This window comes from Myxococcus sp. MxC21-1, assembly GCF_032612255.1.
Classification (GTDB): Bacteria; Myxococcota; Myxococcia; order Myxococcales; family Myxococcaceae; genus Myxococcus; species Myxococcus virescens.
In genome coordinates, this window is the sequence record NZ_CP123278.1 from 5,796,338 (window position 1) to 5,814,114 (window position 17,777).

The window sequence follows — 17,777 nt, forward strand, 5'->3', positions numbered from 1 at the left end:
ACGCCAGAAGACGTCTCATCCCAGCGGGGTGGGATGAAGCCCGCCTGCTCACACGCGCCGCCGCCTGGCGGCCATCAGGCCCCATCCTGCCCAGCCCATGAGCATCAAGGGGACATGCCCTTCGCCACCCGCGGCACAGCTCAATCCGCCGCCTCGCGAGCTCACCCGACGGATGATGTTGATGGACGGATCCACCGTGAACGAGGACGCCTGCGACTCGGGGCCCATGTTCTGGGCCGCATCGCGCGCCAGCGCGCTGACCGTGTGAGGCCCTTCGCTGATGGCCGTGGTGAGGGTCAGACGCCACTGCCCGGATGGCTCCACGGGCGCGACACCGCGCTCGACGCCGTCAATGAAGAGCACCACCTGACTCCCCGGCTCTGCGCTGCCCTGGAAGGTCGGCGTCAGAGAACCCACGACCCCCTCAGGGGCCGGCGCGGTGATTTCCGGCGCCAACGGAGGCGTCATGTCCACCCTCCAGACATAGACTTCCGGTGTGGTGTCCACGTTGGTCGCTTCATCGCGGGCCCGGACCGCCAAGCGGTGCTCACCTTCGGCCAGCTCGTTCACCGGATACGGCGAGGAGCAGTCCGCGAAGGGGGCACCATCCAGGCTGCACTCGAACCAGATGGGCGCTTCGTTGGACTCGAAGCGGAAGTCGGCTTGCGGGGCATTGGTGTCGACCACCGGCTTCTCGACGATGCTGGTGCTCGGCTCCACAGTGTCCACGCGCCAGGTATGGGTGCCGGCCTCGTCCGCCACATTACCAGCCCGGTCGATGGCACGAACGGAGAACAGATGCGTCGCATCCCCTACCGAAACAGAGTACGGCGAGGTGCAGGCACTGAAGTCCGAGCCATTCAGGCTGCACGCGAAAGTCGACCCCTCCTCATTGGACGCGAACTCGAACGTCGCCTGGGTCTGATTCGTCAAGCCATTGGGCTTCACGGTAAGCGTCGTCACCGGTTTGATCGCATCGATAATGAAGAACCGGCTCGTCGTGGGGCCAACGTTTCCTGCCCGGTCCTTGAAAGAGAAAAGCAACGTGTGCTCGCCGTCAGGCAGGGCCACCGGGTGAGTGAAGCTCCAGACCGAGCCGGCGCCCTCAATGACCACCGAGTGCACGAGCTGCGTGCCACGATAAACGTCGACGGTGCCCGCCTTGAGGGAGTCATCATTTGGAACCAATCCCTGGAAGAAGGGAGAGCGTTCCTTGATGAACATGCCATCTGCGGCAGGGCTCGTGATGTTCGGCACCACAGGCGGGGTCAAATCGACGGTCCAAGTGAACAAGTCGGGCGACAGGTCCCGGAACTCCCCCTCCGCCGCAAAGACACTCAAGGTGTGCGTTCCCTCCGACAGGTTATCAAACATCCTCTCGGGGTTCGCCGAAGTAGCGCAATTCTGATCAACTGCTCCGTCCAACTCACATGTGTAGACGACGTTGGACAGGTTCGAGGAAAACTGGAACCGCGCAATCGTTTCCTGGGTGAACTCGCCCAACATGACAGCCTTGATGAACGTCATGACTTCCCCCACCGCGACGGACCACGAGTGCGCAGCCGGAATCAAGTCACGATTTCCCGCCGCATCAATGGCCCGGACGAGAAACTGATGTTCCCCCTCGCTGATGAGCGGGTATTGGTCATTGGGCAATCCATAAGGACTGACACACGAGAAGTAGTCGCTCCCATCATAACTGCATTCAAATTGGACGCCGGGCTCCACCGAAGAGAACTCGAACGTCGCGACCAGCTTGTTCGTCAAGATGGCAGGCTTTGAGTCAATCTGCGTCTCCGGCGGCGTCCGGTCCACCGTCCAATCGTGGTGGCGAGGATCGTTGTCCACGTTCCCCGCGGCGTCTCTCGCACGTACCCACAACCTGTAGTCACCGTCTTGCAACGGCGGCGTCAGGTAGGAGTACGCACAATCCACCCAAAGTGGGCTCACCTCCGCAGGCGCCTCGGGAACAGGGGGTGGTGACGAATCCAGGACACACTGGTAGCCCACCACGTCGTCCGCAGCAGAAGAGAAGGTGAAGAGCGCCTGGTGGGCGTTGCTCAACGTGCCTACCGTGGTGTTCAAGATCGTATCGGGGCGGATCTTGTCCTTCCGCCACGAATGAGTGGCGGGCGTCGGGTCCACGTTGCCCGCCGCGTCACGGGCTCGCACCAGGAATGTGAATGCCGCGTCGTCGCCTGGCGTCGGGAAGGAGTCCCCGCTCTCACAACCATCGAAGTCCACCCCGTTCAGGCTGCACTCGAAGTCACTCGCGTCACCCACCGGCTCCGACTGGAACGTGAAGACCACCGAGTCCGCGTTGTTCACCGCCGCTGGCAGCGTCCCTGTCAGCCGCGTATCCGGCTGCGTCAGGTCCACCGTCCAGGTGTGGTGGCGAGGATTGTTGTCCACGTTGCCCGCCACATCCTTGGCCCTCGCCCATAGCGTATAGGTACCGTCGGTCAGCACGCGCGTCAGGTAGGACGCCGTGCAGTCCTGCCACTGCGAGCTGCCCTCCGCGGGCGCCTGGGTCGTCGCCGATTCATCCAGGACGCACTGGAACGTCACAGGACTCTCGTTCGAGTCGAACTCGAAGCCCGCTCGAGGCTCGTTGCTCAACGTGCCCACGGAAGCAGTCAACGTCGTGGTGGGGCGAATCTTGTCCTTCCACCACGAATGAGTGGCGGGTGTCGGGTCCACGTTGCCCGCTGCGTCACGGGCCCGCACCAGGAACGTGTATGCCGCGTCGTCGCCTGGCGTCGGGAAGGAGTCCCCGCTCTCACAACCATCGAAGTCCGCCCCGTTCAGGCTGCACTCGAAGTCACTCGCGTCACCCACCGGCTCCGACTGGAACGTGAAGACCACCGAGTCCGCGTTGTTCACCGCCGCCGGCAGCGTCCCTGTCAGCCGCGTATCCGGCCGCGTCAGGTCCACCGTCCAGGTGTGGTGGCGAGGATTGTTGTCCACGTTCCCCGCCACATCCTTGGCCCTCGCCCATAGCGTATAGGTACCGTCGGTCAGCACGCGCGTCAGGTAGGACGCCGCGCAGTCCTGCCACTGCGAGCTGCCCTCCGCGGGCGCCTGGGTCGTCGCCGATTCATCCAGGACGCACTGGAACGTCACAGGATTCTCGTTCGAGTCGAACTCGAAGCCCGCTCGAGGCTCGTTGCTCAACGTGCCCACGGAAGCAGTCAACGTCGTGGTGGGGCGAATCTTGTCCTTCCACCACGAATGAGTGGCGGGCGTCGGGTCCACGTTGCCCGCCGCGTCACGGGCTCGCACCAGGAATGTGAATGCCGCGTCGTCGCCTGGCGTCGGGAAGGAGTCCCCGCTCTCACAACCATCGAAGTCCACCCCGTTCAGGCTGCACTCGAAGTCACTCGCGTCACCCACCGGCTCCGACTGGAACGTGAAGACCACCGAGTCCGCGTTGTTCACCGCCGCCGGCAGCGTCCCTGTCAGCCGCGTGTCCGGCCGCGTCAGGTCCACCGTCCAGGGATGTCCCGGAGGCGCGTCGTCGACATTGCCCGCTTCGTCCTTGGCGCGAACCCACAGCGAATTGGTGCTGCCATCGCCCCGCGCGGACGTGAAGTATGGATTGCTGCACGGTGCCCACCGGCTGTCGCTCTCAGCGGGGCGCTCCAACTCTTGTGGTGAAGCCAGGATGCACTCATACGTGACGGGGGACTCGTCCGATTCGAACCGGAACAGCGCGACCGCCTCGTTGAAGTCCGAGCGAGGCGTCCCCCCCATAGCAAACCGCGTATTGGGCCGAGACAGGTCGACCCGCCAGACATGCCGAGCGGGCGTCGTATCGACGTTCTGCGCCGCATCCTTTGCCCGAACCCAGAACGTGTAGGACTCGCCATCCGCCAAGGAGGTCGTCGTATGGCTCCCCGCCGCAGAGCACGAACCATCCTGCCACTCCGGTGAAGTCACCGCGGGTGGTGCGGTCACAGTGCCTTCCTGGAGGATGCACTGGAAGGTCACGCCCGAGGTCTCATTCGACGCGAACTGGAACGTCACTGTCGAGAAACGGGATGGAGACGCGGGAGTACCGTTCGGCGTGAAATGCGTGTCAGGCGCGGTGGTATCAACAGTGTAGATGACCGGGTTGCTCTCCTCCCCTTGAATCCCCTGGGCTTCCGTGACGGCCACCAGCGTCGTGTTGCCGGTTCGCAACGCCCGGTTGAGCGTCACAGCGAACGATGCAGCACCTGCCGTCGTACCGACGGCGGCACGGCCATATTCCGGGCCTGTCACTCGCCCAGCAACCCACTCGTAGATCACCACTTCGGTCCCTGGCACGCCCGTTCCCGTCAGCGTGGGCAAAGGATTGTTCGTCGTCACATTCGTGGCGGGAACAATCTCTGGCTCGTCCGGTGCAGCCAGTGCTGAATGCATGAGCGTGGCAATGCCCGTATGGGGAAACGCATTGTTCGAGGGTGTGGCATCAAAGCGGCTACCATCGACCGCGCTGCCCGCGACGCCGTTCGCCACGTTGACCGACACCGCGCACGCATTCGCACTCGTTGCCTGAACCAGAACTCTGCCGCCACCACCACCGCCACCAGGGCCGCGCAAAGCTGAATCGGCGTCGTTCGTGTCGCCGCCAGCGCCACCGCCGGCGTTGAGGTAGTTGGCCGCTCCGCATGCGACTTGCGCGACCGTCCGGACATAGATGGTGCCACCCGCCCCGCCCCCACCCGCGCCTTCCGCTACGTTACGCCCACCCACGTGCCCCGATGCGTTGAACGCGCCACCCGTTCCCCCACGGAGCGGGCGCGAACAAAGATGATGCCGCCGCCATGACCTCCGTCCGATGCCGCCGACCCGCTCCGGCCATGCCCCGCCCCGCCTCCTCCGCCCATGAGCAGATGCGTCAGCGGTGAGAAGCTCAGGGCCGCGCCGCCAGCCCCCTCGCCACTTGCCGTCCTCCGTCGGACGCGTTCCCTCCCCAACCGCCAGCCCCCGCGTTCCCGCCGCCGCCGCCACCTGCTCGGACACAGACGCCACCACCGCCGCCATTGGCGACGTTTTCAACGCCCCGCGCATTGGGGTGCGTCACGTCGATGCCCTCGCCTGACCTCGCTTTCGTCTCGATGGGATCTGAACCCACAGGGCATCCGACATACGGGGTCTGCCCGTTGAGCGCCGTGTCGGCTTCGTACTTGCCCCCCCGGAACCCCGCCCCCTCCGCGCTGAGTTCACTGCCACTGTTCAGGGTCACGGCCCCATTCGCCACGAAAGCCAGGATGCCACCGGTCCGGCGCTCAGGGTCCCAGGCCTTGGCGCGCACCTTCGCGTTGGCGCTCACGGTCAGCGTCGTGAACTCCGGCACCCGGACCACCTGCGTGACTTCCGCCGCGTAGGAGTGCTTCAGCGGCCGGTCCAGCGTCAGGGTGAGTTCCTCCTCTTCCACGTCCGTGATGACGTTTGTCAGACGTGCCAGCTCCCACCGGCCCACGGCTCCTCCTTCGAGGTAGATGGGCCCGGAGTTGCCCGGCACCGTCACTGGCACCACCCCAGTGGTCTGGATGATCAACACCAGGTCACCCTCGGTGTCGGTGCCCCCCCTCGGCCCACTGAAGTCGAGGATGGGGGGTGTCTCGGATGTGCCGGTCCCCAGTGCCGTCTTGATGGTCATGTCACCCGGTGCCACCGGCGCCAGGACCTGGGCGTAGTTGTTGATGACCGTGCCACCCGGCCCGCCGCTGATATTCCGGGCGCCATCCTGGCCATTCCCCACCAGATAGGTATCCGGACCCGGCAGGGCCGGCAGGGCCCAGAGCCCCACGGCCACCATCAGCACCTTCGTCAGAGCATTCGTTCTCATCGAGATGGTTCTCCGCGGAGGCGCACGTCAGCGCTGACCGCGCTCGGACTTGTCTTGCTGAGGGTCCGCCAGCAGGAACTCCACGCGGCGGTTGTTCTCACGGCCGTTCGACGTCGCGTTGCTGTCGATGGGGCGCTCCTGGCCGTAGCCCAGGGCCTTCAGCCGCTCGGGCGCGATGTCCCGGCCGATGAGGTACTGGCGCACGGCCTCCGCACGCCCCTGCGACAGGCGGCGGTTGTCGTCCGGGAAGCCCCGGTCGTCCGTGTGCGCGCCCACCACGACGAGCGGAATCTCCGGGTGCTCCCGGATGACGCGCGCCACCCAATCCAGCAATTCATAGGAGCGCTTCTGGATGCGTGCCTGCGTCGGCTCGAAGAAGACCTTGCCCATCACCACCAGGCGGTCCGGGCGAATCTCCACCAGCGGCAGGATGTGCAGCGGGCAGCCCAGGTTCTTGGCGTCCCCCGGCTCATTCACACAGCTGTCCGCGCGGTTGGGCACGCCATCCTTGTCCGAGTCCGACTCCGGGCAGCCATTGCGCTCGATGGGACCGGCCTCGTTCGGGCACTCGTCCTTGTCGTTGTCGATGCCGTCACCGTCCGTGTCCCGCACCGGGCAGCCCCGGTTGTCCGCGGGCCCCGGGTCCGACGGGCAACTGTCGATTTCGTCGGGGACCTCGTCACCGTCCTGGTCCGGAATGGGGCAGCCCTGGCGCGCGGCGGGACCGTGCTCCAACGGGCAGCCGTCCAACATGTCTTCGATTCCGTCGCCATCCGTGTCCTGCGCCGAGCAGCCCTGGCGCGCCACGTCTCCTGGAACGAGCGGGCACTTGTCGTCGGCGTTGCGCACGCCATCGCCGTCCTCGTCCATGTCCGGGCACTCGTGAATCTTCGCATCGGGCGGAAGCCCCATCTCACAGCGGACGGAAGACTCGCCCGGGCCACGCGGCGGCGTCACGTTGCCAAAGGCCCCGCCCACCATCAGCCGGAACAGCGGTGTCCCCGGCGCGGCGCCCACACCGACACCCGCCAGCGCGAACATCTCCAGCGACGAGCCCACCAGGTAGCGCGCACCGGGCAGCACTTCCAGGGAGGTCGGCTGATCCGTCAGCGGCACCATGCCCCGCACGTTGAGCTCCCAGCGCAACCGCTTTCCCGTCGTGGCCAACGCCACGCCCAGGCGCAGTTCCTGGCCCACCTCATCCTCGGTTTCGCCCGTGCGGTCCGTCAGCAGCACGCGAGGGCGCTGCAGATAGCCAACCTCCAGGCCCGCGCGGATGAAGCCGAAGTGCCGTCCCACCATCACCCGCGGCGACAAGCGGAGCCCGCCATCATCGCGGGCAAAGGCCCCCTCGCTGCCCAGCGGCAGCCCCGCCGCCAGATCCAAGGCCAGGTCCACCCCACCCGCTTCCGTCTGCCTCAGCAAGCCGAAGCGCGCGCTCACCACCGGCGTGGACAGCGCCTGACTGGCGGGCACGGCAATCCCATAACGCGCCATGCCAACGTCATCACCGCCCTGGAAAGCCACCATGGGAACCTGCAAGCCCACCTGAAGCCAGTCCAACGGGGCATACGCGGCGGCCAGATGCGCCGTGGTGCGTCCAGAGACGATGGCCACCTCGGGCTGCTCGCGAATGAGGTTGTCCATGTAGACGAGCGGCTGATGCGCGTAGTGCATCATCACCGTCGCGCGGAACGCCCCTACGGGAAGCAGTTCGCCCATGCCGACGAGGAGCGAACCCTCCGCGCCGGGATTCAGCTCCAGGCGCTCCAGGTCGAAGCCTCGCAACACGGGTGCTTCCTGCGCCCCCGCGGACAGCGACGTCAGCGCGAGTGCCAGCGCGAGCCCGCGGTGCAGGAGCTCTTTTCTTCTCATGGTTCTCCCCGAAGCCGTCTGGGTACCCCGGGAAGACCCGCAGTTTCAAGCCAGCCCCCCTTTTCCACTCTACACCGAAGTCCGACCTGGAATGGGGTGGCCCCAGCGCCAGCGCACGTCCGCAATGAAAATTTCGTGTCAGGCCCCCCTGGTACGCCAATTCGTGGCATGCTGCCGCACCACAATCGGGCCAAATCCCATGGACGAGGCCCTGCGCTGGGGGACTGTGGATGATCGCGAACGCCGCCTTGAAAGCCAACCAGGCTGAGTTCGAGTTCCAGGCAGGTTCCTTCACCGCCGGAGAGCTGGCCGTCCTTGGATTTGAAGCCGAGGAGACGCTGTCCCAGCCTTACGCGGTGGAGGTGGCGCTCGCCGCCCGGCCGGACGTGGACGTGGATGAGAAGGCGCTGCTGGGTCAGGATGCCCGGCTCACCATCATGCTCGGAGACGGCACCGCGCGCTTCTTCCACGGCATCGTGTCACGGATGTCACGGTGGGATGAAGGCAACGGCCCGGAGCGCCGCCGCTACCGCGCCACCGTGGTGCCGCGGCTGTGGACGCTCCGCCACCGCCGCAAGAGCCGCATCTACCAGGAGATGACCGTCCCGGACATCGTCCACAAGGTGCTGGACGAGGCCAAGGTGGAACACCGGCTTGCGCTCACCGGTACGTACCCCAAGCGCGACTACTGCGTGCAGTACCGCGAGTCCGACCTCGACTTCGTGTCCCGCCTCCTGGAGGAAGAAGGCATCTTCTACTTCTTCGAGCACGGCGAGGACGCCCACATGATGGTGATTGGCGACGGCGCCTCCGCCAATCCCGAGATGCAGGGCGAATCCAAGCTTGTCTTCCGCGAGCGCAGCCAGATGGTCGCCTCGCAGGAGTACGTCCACGAACTGGTCTCCCGCATGGAGGTGCAGCCCGGCGCGGTGGCCCTGCGCGACTACAACTTCCTGCGTCCCGCCCAGGACCTGGGTGCCAGCTCCGAGGCGGAGGACGGCGAGGCCGCGCTCGAAATCTACGACTACCCCGGCCGCTATGAGGAGCCCGCGCCCGGCCGCAGCCTGGCGAAGGTGCGCCTGGAGGAGCTGCGCGCTCGGGCGGAGACGGTGACGGGCGCCAGCTACAGCCGCCGAATCTGCGTGGGCCACTCCTTTGAGCTGGCGGAGCACCCGGACGAGGCCGCCAACCGCAAGTACCTGCCCGTCTCCGTGCGGCACCTGGGCCACCAGTCGGAAGCGCTGAGCATCGAGCAGGGCTCGCTGCGCAGCCGGGAGGACTACCGCAACGAATTCCTCTGCCAGCCCGCGGAGGTGCCCTTCCGCCCACCGCGCGTGACGCCCCGGCCGGTGATTCCGGGCGCGCAGACGGCCATCGTGGTGGGCCCCAGCGGTGAGGAGATCCACACCGACGAGCACGGCCGCATCAAGGTCCAGTTCCACTGGGACCGCGAGGGCAAGAACAACGACAAGAGCTCCTGCTGGATCCGCGTCAGCCAGGCCTGGGCGGGCCCGGGCTGGGGCGCCCTGTACCTGCCACGCATCGGCCATGAGGTTGTCGTCGAGTTCCTCGAGGGCGACCCGGACCGGCCCATCGTCACCGGCAGCGTCTACAACGGGGCGAATCCGACGCCCATCGACCTGCCCGGCAACAAGACGCAGAGCACGCTGCGCTCCAGCTCCAGCCCCGGCGGCGCGGGCTCCAACGAGCTGCGCTTCGAGGACGCGGCCGGCAGCGAGCTCGTCTATCTGCACGCGCAGAAGGACTTCAACATCGTCGTGGAGAACGACAAGACGCAGGAGGTCCGCGGCAACGAGACGTTGCTGGTGCGCAAGGACCGCTCCCGCGTCATCGAGGGCAACCAGGCCCTGCTGGTGAAGAAGAACGACGACAGCACCGTCACCGGCAACCAGACGCTGGCCGTCACGCAGAACCGCTCCACCACCGTGGGTGGCAACCACACCGAAGCGGTGGCCGGGGACCAGTCCATCAGCGTCAGCGGCAACCAGGCCCTCACGGTGGCCATGGCCTCCGCGGAGACGGTGGCCCTGGGAAAGATGCTCAACGTGGGCGGCGCGCTCGCCGTCACCGTGGGCGCGGCCTTCAACGAGCTGGTGGGCGGCCTCAAGTCCGAACAGGTGGGCGGCGCCAAGGTAGAGGTCGTCGGCGCCAAGAAGTCAGAGACGGTCAAGGGCGCCCGCACGCTCCAGGTGGGCGGGGACCTCTCCGAAGAGGTGGGTAAGTCCCGCACGCTCAAGGTGGACAAGGACATGCTGGTCAGCGTGGCCGGCAAGGTGAACCACGCCGCCAAGGACGCCTACACCCTGTCCGCCAAGGAAATCTCACTGGTTGCCCAGGAGCAGTTCACCCTCAAGGTCGGCTCCGCCACGCTCCAGGTGAAGAAGAACGGGGACGTGGTCATCAAGGGCGCCAAGATCGAGGTCACCGCGACGGGCGACGTCGTCATCAAGGGCTCCAAGATTTCCGAGAACTAGGAGCAGACAGAGAACCGCCATCTGGGGGGTGGCTTGAATCCTGTCCGTCCTGTCTGGCAGTTTACGCTTCGCACGGAAGTTGTAAGGACCCGTGCGTTCTTTCAAGGAATACGAATCTTGGCGCTAGGACACACAGGCGCCGGTCGGGTGTGGAATGCCGGCCGGAACCTCCGGTGGGGTGTGGTCATCGCGCTCGCGGCCGCCTTGAGCGGGAGCGCGGGCTGCGTGAAGCGTGTGCCCCAGGCGTGTGAGACGCCGCCGCCGTTCCAGGTGGTGGTGGATGCGTCGGAGCAGCTCAATCCCGACGCGCGCGGACGCTCGCTGCCCACCGTGGTGCAGATCGTCCAGCTCAAGGACAGCGTCCGGCTGGAGCGCGCGGGCTTCAAGGACCTATGGGGCAAGCCGGAGGAGTTCCTCAAGGAGGACCTGCTCCAGGTGGCCGAGCTGGTGATTCCGCCCGGCCGCCAGGTGAAGCGCTGGGTGCAGCGTGATCCGAAGGCCCGCTTCGTCCTGGCCATGGGGCACTTCCGGCAACCGCTGGGCTATTCGTGGCGGACGGTGGCGGCGCTCCCCGTGGTGGAGGAAGCGCGCTGCGTGGAGCGCCCCGCGGGTGACCAGGGCGACCCGAAGCCGGGGGACGAGGTCTTCCGCTACCGGCTGCAAGGCTATCAGATTGACCTGATGTTCCGGCCCATGACGCAGGCGCCGGAGCCTCGACTCCAACCCCAAGCAGGCGACGGCGTGTCGCCGCGGAGAGGTGTATGAAGTCCGTGCAGCGAGTCGTTTGGTCGGAGGGCATGTTCATGAGCCCCCACCACCTCCAGCAGCAGGACCTCTACCACGAGCAACTGCTGGATCAGCGGTTGGCCTCGCTCGAACCGTATCCCTGGGGCGTGGTGGCCCTGGAGTTCGACATGGAGGCGCTGCGCGCCGGCCAGGTGCAGCTGACCCACTTCACCGGCATCCTCCCCGACGGGCTGCCGGTCTCCTTCGAGTCCGGAGACGCGGAGGCGCCGCCCGCGCGGCCCGCGGATGGCTACTTCCCGCCCGCCCAGCGCACCCTGGACGTGTACCTGGGCGTGCCGCGCGAGCGCAGCGGCGTGGAGAGCTTCGGCAGCGGGGAGCGGCTGGGCAGCAGCCCGCGCTACACGCCCACCTCCCGCCCCGTCAGTGATTTGACGGCCTCCACCTCCATCTCCCAGGTGGCCTTCGGTCAGCGCAACGTGCGGCTGCTGTTCGGCACCGAGCCGCGCGACGACTTCGAGTCCATCAAGCTGTGCGAGCTGTCCCGCGACCGCTCCGGCAACCTGACGCTGGTGGAGTCCTTCATCCCGCCGTGCCTGCGCATCGACGCGTCCCCGTTCGTCATGAACGAGCTGCGGACGATGTTGCGGCTGATGGTGTCCAAGCAGCGGCAGCTCTCCTCGCGGCGGCGGCACCGGGACGCCTCGGCGCTGGAGTTCACCGCGGGCGACGTGACGCTCTTCCTGGAGCTCAACGCGCTCAACGGCACCATCCCCTTCCTCCAGCACGCGCTGGACGCAGGCAACCTGCGGCCCAGGGACTTGTACCTGGCGCTGGCGCAGTGCGCGGGGCAATTGTGCACCTTCTCCGTCAGCGCGGACCCGTCCACGCTGCCCACCTTCCAGTTCACCAACCTGCGCGCCACCTTCGAGGAGCTGTTCCGCCGCCTCTCCGAGCTGATGCGCGCGGTGGCGCTGGAGCAGTGCCTGTCGGTGGACCTGACGGCGGGCGCAGACGGCATGTTCCGCGGCCGGCTGGAGGACGACCGGCTGGAGCGCTGCGGCCACTTCATCCTCGCGGTGCGCAGCGAGCTGCCGGAACGCGTGGTGGCCGAGCAGCTCCCCAAGCTGTCGAAGGTGGCCGCCTGGGAGGACATCCGCGCGCTGGTGCAGGCCGCCGCGCCCGGTGTGCCGCTGGCGGTGACGTACCGGCCGCCGCCCGAGGTCCCCGTGCAGCCGGGCACCGTCTACTTCAGCCTCTCCATGAATGACGGCTACTGGAGGAACGTGATGCGGGACCGCAACCTCGCCATCTACCTCCCGCAGCCGTTCGACGCGAGCCGAACGACCGTGGAACTGCTCGCGGTTCCCACCGCCAATCGCTGACGCCCCGAGCCGCCCATGGACCGAGTCACCGAAGCCACGAAGGACTGTTTCGACGCCGCCATCCAGCTGCGCGGCTCCGAAGCCTCGGCGGTGCCCCCGCCCGAGACGCTGCACCACCGCCTTCGCGGCGTGGTGGACGAGACGCTGCGCCGCGCCGCCGTGCTGGGCTTCAGCCATCAGGATGCCCAGGACATGGCCTACGCGCTGGTGGCGCTCATCGACGAGGTCGTCCTGGGCCGCCCGGAGGAGTACCGACAGCTCTGGATGCCCCTCCAGCTCCACTACTTCAATGAGAACGTCGCCGGCGACGGCTTCTTCGCGCGCCTCAACACCGTGCGAAAGGACCCGCACCGGCACGAGGTGTTGCAGGTCTACTACCTGTGCATGCTCTTCGGCTTCCAGGGCCGCTACCGCATCCGCGGCGGCGAGCTGGAGCTGATGACGCTCATCGACACGGTGCAGAAGGACCTGGAGCGCGCGCGGCCCTTCGACTTCGACGTGCTGTCGCCGCACGGGGACCGGCCCACCGAATCGCTGCTCTCCAAGCGCAAGAAGGCGTCAATGGTGAGCATCTCCGCCGGGGCGCTCGCGGTGGCCGTCCTGTTCTACGGCGTGCTGCAGTTCTTCCTCAACGACAAGGTCGGTGAGCTGAGAAGCCGCATCGAGGTCCACGCGGCCCGCAACACGGCGACGAGCGCCAGCCAGACGCAGGCAGCGGGAGGGGCGCAGTGATGGCGTACCTGTTACCGCTGTTGGGCATCGGCGCGCCGATGTTCGCCCTGATGACCTACCTGGGGCTCTCCATGCAGCAGGCGGCCATCGTCGCCGCGCTCGCGGGCATGCTGGCCGCCGGCGTGGTGTGGCTGGTCAAGCGCATCCGCGCGCGCGCCGCCGCCAAGAAGCTGGAGGGCGCGCTGGCGGCGCAGGCGGATGAGCAGGCCACCACCGTACGGCCGGACCTGCAGCCTGAAATCAAGGCCATGCAGTCGGAGTTCACCAAGGCGGTGGAGGCGCTCAAGGCCTCCAAGCTGGCGCGCGGCGGCAAGGACGCGCTGGCGGTGCTGCCCTGGTACCTCATCGTCGGTCCTCCGGGCGCAGGCAAGAGCACCGCGCTGCGCAACTCCGGGCTGAAGTTCCCCTACCTCTCCGCGCGCGGCGGCGTGCGCGGCGTGGGCGGCACGCGCAACTGCGACTGGTGGCTGACCAATGAGGCCGTGCTGCTGGACACGGCCGGCCGCTACACCAGCGCCGAGGAGGACCGGCCGGAGTGGCTGGCCTTCCTGGACACGGTGGCGAAGCACCGCCCCAGCCGTCCCATCAACGGCCTCATCGTGGCCATCAGCGTCAGCGAGCTGCTGAACGCGGACCCGCAGGCCGTGGGGGAGATGGGGCAGACCATCCGCGAGCGCCTGGATGAAATCACGACCCGGCTGAAGATGCTGGTGCCGGTGTACGTGATGATCACCAAGTGCGACCTGCTGCCCGGCTTCGTGGAGATGTTCTCCGACCTGTCGCGCGTGGAGCGCGGGCAGATCTGGGGCTTCACCGTGCCGCTGGAGCAGCAGCGCGAGGCGAGCACGGACCTGTTCCGCGAGCGCTTCGACCAGATGCTCTCCGTGCTGGAGCAGCGCTCGCTGCGCCGGCTGGGCCAGGAGCGCCGGCTGGAGACGCGCGAGAAGATCTACGGCTTCCCGCAGAAGTTCGACGCGCTCCGGAAGAACCTGGCGGAGTTCCTCCAGCCGCTCTTCCTGGAGAACGTGTTCCAGGACACGCCCGTCTTCCGCGGCCTGTACTTCAACAGTGGCACGCAGGAGCTGCGCCCGGTGGACAAGGTGTCCCCGTCCGCGGCGGAGATTTTCGGCAGCACCAACGGCCGGGCGCAGACGGATGGCGCCACGGACGGCCGCAGCTACTTCCTCTGGGACGTCTTCACCAAGGTGATGTTCCAGGACCAGCAGGTGGCGGTGCGCAGCTCGCTGGAGGAAGCGAGGGTGCGCCGCCAGCGGATGATGTTGGCCAGCGCGGCCTCCGCCGCCACGGTGCTGCTGCTGTCGCTGCCCACGGTGTCCTTCTTCAAGAACCGCAACATGGCGGAGGCCGTCACCGAGGCCATCACCAGTGTGAATCTGGACCCGCGTGACGACATCCGCCGCGTCGAGGACCTGATTCCGCTGCGCAACCGGCTCCAGGAGCTGACGGAGTACGAGGAAGGCAGCGCGCCCGTGTTCATGCGCTTCGGCCTCTACCAGGGCCAGAAGCTGCTGCCGCAGGCGCGCCAGTTCTACAACGCGGCGCTGCGCCGGGTGCTGCTCGGCAAGCAGTTCGAGCTCATCCAACAGCGCCTGGACAGCTTCGGGAGGAACCCGGACCTGCTGACGGTGCGCAGCGACGAGGACTACAGCAAGCACTTCGACGCGTACCGCCAGTACTTCGACGACTTGAAGATGTACCTGCTGGTGACCACGCCCCGCGACCCGCGCGAGCCGGAGCTGGACGAGCTGCAGCGCAAGTGGCTCCAGGACGAAATCGTCAAGCACTGGAAGCGCGTGCGGGGCGACGCGGTGGACGAGCGGGCGGTGGCGAACCACGCGGAGACGTTCCTGCTGATGCTCGCCAACGAACAGATGCTCCCCGAGGAGCAGAAGCCGGCGCGCGAGCAGCGCATCGCCTTCAGCCGCGTCACCGGCGTGGTGCAGTCGGCGCGCCGCTCGCTCAACAACGTGCCCCTGGTGCGGCTGGAGCTGGCGCAGCTGGTGGCCAACATGAGCGGCGCGTACCCGGACGTGACGCTGGAGCAGCTCGTGGGCTCGGTGCCGCAGATGAGCGCCACCTCGCGCGTGCGGGGCGCCTTCACGCGCAAGGCCTACGACGACGTCATCCGCGAGCGGCTGGACCTGGCCTTCCAGGACCAGCAGTCGTGGGTGCTGGACCGCGATGAGAAGGTGGACACGGTGAGCTCGCGGCGCGAGCTGCGCACCCGCTACTTCGAGGCCTACACCCAGGAGTGGAAGGACTTCCTCGGCTCCATCCGCGTGCAGGCACCGGAGAACCTGACGCAGATGGAGAGCCTGCTGACGAACCTGACGCGCGGCAAGCCCAAGCCCTACGGGCGGCTGTTCCGCGCGCTCACGTACAACGTGGTGCTCGACAAGCGCGACGCCAAGGCGGCGGAGGCCGACACGGGCTTCCTGGCCAAGGCGGGAAAGTTGTTCGGCTCGGAGCCCGGGAAGGACGTGCCGCAGAAGCGCGAGCTGCTGAACGCCAACTCACCTTCCGGCGCCCAGGAAGTCACGGCCCGCGACCTGGAGCGCGAGTTCGCCTCGCTCATCCGCTTCGCCACGGAGACCTCCAAGACGGAGGACGGCGAGGAGTCCCTGACGGCGCTGGATTCGTATGAAGACCAGCTGGCCACCGTCCAGACGACGCTGCTGGCGGTGAAGGACAAGCCGGCCGAGTCCGGCCTGCTGCTGGACAAGATTGAGTCCACCCGCAACAACGTGGAGATGATGGTCCGCAAGCAGACGGACAACGTCGCCATCTTCGAGCGGCTGCTGCTGCCGCCGTTCCAGGAGATGCGCTCGGTGGTGTTCGTGGGCGTGGCCTGCAACAAGAGCAGGCTGTGGCAGGACCAGGTGGTGACGGCGTGGAGCAGCGCCTTCAAGGGCAAGTACCCGTTCGACCGCGCGTCGCAGGCGGACGCGCCGCTGCCCGAGGTCGCGGAGTTCCTGCGCCCCGAAGGCGGACTGGTGCGCAAGTTCGTCAAGGAGCAGCTCCTGGAGGACGTGGTGGCCACCGGACGCCGGTGGGAGTTCACCTCGTCGGGCGGCGTCATGTACCGGCCTGACCTGCTCGGCTTCCTCGAGAAGACGGGCGCGCTCTCCACCACGCTCTTCCCCGGCGGCGACACGGTGGACCCGCTGGTCCGCTTCCAGGTGCGCCTGCGCCCGGGCGTCTCCGCGGACGGCATGGCGTCGCAGATTTCATCCATCACCCTGACGCTCGACGGTACGGACGAGACGTACCGCAACGGCCCGGACACGGTGTGGAAGCCGATGATCTGGCCCGGTCAGGCAGGCAAGCTCGGCGCACGCATCACCGTGCAGAGCGCGGACGGCTCCACGGAGACGACGCTGGAGGCCGAGGGTGACTGGGGCCTGTTCCGCCTGCTGGAGCGCGTCAAGCGCATCGAGCCCAGCGCGGACGGCCGCTACTTCACCGCGACGTGGGAAATCGAGGAGATGAACGGCGCGCTGGTCTCCATCGACTTCCGTCCGGAGCGCACCGCCAACCCGTTCTTCGGGATGTCGGGCAACACGTCCAAGCTGCTGGCCATCTTCCGCGACCCGGGGTTGCAGCCACCGACGACCATCGCTCGCAAAGGCGAGTGCGCGCCGCAGGCCATCGCGGCGGATAGGGTTCATTGACATGGCAGTGCAGTCGCCGCGCATCGGCCTGCTGGGCAAGACGCCCCGACAGGCCGAGTTCATCCGCCACAACGCGGCCACCCCGCTGGCCCTCCAGCTCTACGGCTGGATGGAAGCGGGTGTGGAGCGTTCGCGAAGAGCCCGGGTGGACCTACCCGCCGAGCCCGTCTGTTTCGTCTTCACCGCGCCCGGCCAGAAGCAGGCGCTGGTGGGGTTGATGGCGCCCAGCCAGGACAGCGTGGGCCGGACATTCCCGCTGGCCATCTTCACCGAGGTGTCCTCGGCGGAGACGGCCTCGCGGCTCGCGTTGACGCCGGAGGCGTACCAGCCCTTCCTGCGCGCCGCCGGTGCGCTGGCCCAGTCCGCCGCGGAACTGGAGGTGCCACAACTGCTGGAGCGCGTGGCAGCGCTGCCCCTGCCGGGACCAGGGGATTACAGCCTCGCGAAGCGGCTGCTCAACGCCGTGCTGGCGGAGCACCACACCGTGGACCTCCTGAGCCCGGTGGTGGAGGGCACGCCGGAAGGTGGGCGTTACTACGCGCTGCACACCTTCCTCACCGCTTGCGCGGGCGAGCGCGGCAAGGAGCAGTCACCGGCTGGCGTCACCCTGGACTGTCCGCTGACCACGCGCGTGGGCCCCGTAGCCTGGCTGGAGCTGTCCTCGCGGCTGCTCAAGTGGACGCACCAGCCGCCGGCCTTCTTCTGGTCCGAGGGCGAGAAGCCCCGGCTGCTCATCAGCCTGGGAGCGGCCTCCCCTGCCCTCTTCCTCGCGCTGGCCCAGCCCAGCCGTCCGGGCGCCCAGGTGTGGCCACTGCGCACCGAGCGCCCCGCCGCCATCGACAACGCGCGCAAGGGCCTCACGGCCTCGGCGCGACAGGTCATCGACGCGCCGTCCACCACCCTGGAACAGCTGTTGCAGACGCTTTCGCGCTGAAGCCCACCACGCCTATGCCTCCCTCCCTGGAACAGCTTCGTGAACGTGCCCGCCCCTGGGCCGAGCCCGTGCCGGGGGCGTCTC

General features: G+C 67.5%; 9 protein-coding genes. 6 read left to right on the forward strand and 3 right to left on the reverse strand.

The genetic code is table 11. The features are described from left to right. Positions 1 to 48: 48 nt before the first annotated feature. The 3 genes from QEG98_RS25570 to QEG98_RS25580 form a co-directional block, all read right to left on the reverse strand. Positions 49 to 4,404: an Ig-like domain-containing protein gene (locus QEG98_RS25570; RefSeq protein WP_316563144.1), complete on the reverse strand. Its 4,356-nt coding sequence runs from the start codon at positions 4,402 to 4,404 to the stop codon at positions 49 to 51. 493 nt (positions 4,405 to 4,897) lie between these two features. Next, complete coding sequence (gene agmC, locus QEG98_RS25575; RefSeq protein WP_316563145.1) at positions 4,898 to 5,836, reverse strand: adventurous gliding motility protein AgmC; 939 nt, start codon at positions 5,834 to 5,836, stop codon at positions 4,898 to 4,900. A 27-nt stretch (positions 5,837 to 5,863) separates the two neighbouring features. Continuing rightward, positions 5,864 to 7,711: an OmpA family protein gene (locus QEG98_RS25580; RefSeq protein ID WP_316563146.1), complete on the reverse strand. Its 1,848-nt coding sequence runs from the start codon at positions 7,709 to 7,711 to the stop codon at positions 5,864 to 5,866. 248 nt (positions 7,712 to 7,959) lie between these two features. On the opposite strand from QEG98_RS25580, the gene tssI reads away from it, so the two are divergent. The 6 genes from tssI to tagF all read left to right on the forward strand — a co-directional run bounded on the left by tssI (position 7,960) and on the right by tagF (position 17,693). Beyond that, on the forward strand, positions 7,960 to 10,206 hold the full coding sequence (gene tssI / locus QEG98_RS25585; protein WP_316563147.1) for a type VI secretion system tip protein TssI/VgrG: 2,247 nt from the start codon (positions 7,960 to 7,962) through the stop codon (positions 10,204 to 10,206). Between the two features lie 225 nt (positions 10,207 to 10,431). Continuing rightward, entirely contained in the window at positions 10,432 to 10,971 is a 540-nt protein-coding gene (gene tssJ / locus QEG98_RS25590; RefSeq protein WP_231405645.1) for a type VI secretion system lipoprotein TssJ, read from the forward strand. Between the two features lie 38 nt (positions 10,972 to 11,009). Beyond that, on the forward strand, positions 11,010 to 12,335 hold the full coding sequence (gene tssK, locus QEG98_RS25595) for a type VI secretion system baseplate subunit TssK (RefSeq protein WP_244172085.1): 1,326 nt from the start codon (positions 11,010 to 11,012) through the stop codon (positions 12,333 to 12,335). A 15-nt stretch (positions 12,336 to 12,350) separates the two neighbouring features. Then, positions 12,351 to 13,067: a DotU family type IV/VI secretion system protein gene (locus QEG98_RS25600; RefSeq protein WP_316563148.1), complete on the forward strand. Its 717-nt coding sequence runs from the start codon at positions 12,351 to 12,353 to the stop codon at positions 13,065 to 13,067. Further along, on the forward strand, positions 13,067 to 16,759 hold the full coding sequence (gene tssM / locus QEG98_RS25605; RefSeq protein ID WP_316563149.1) for a type VI secretion system membrane subunit TssM: 3,693 nt from the start codon (positions 13,067 to 13,069) through the stop codon (positions 16,757 to 16,759). Before QEG98_RS25600 ends, tssM begins: the two co-directional genes overlap by 1 nt. Before the next feature lies 1 nt (position 16,760). Next, a complete protein-coding gene (tagF, locus tag QEG98_RS25610; protein ID WP_316563150.1) occupies positions 16,761 to 17,693 on the forward strand; it encodes a type VI secretion system-associated protein TagF in 933 nt (310 codons plus the stop codon). The last annotated feature ends 84 nt before the right edge of the window (positions 17,694 to 17,777 follow it).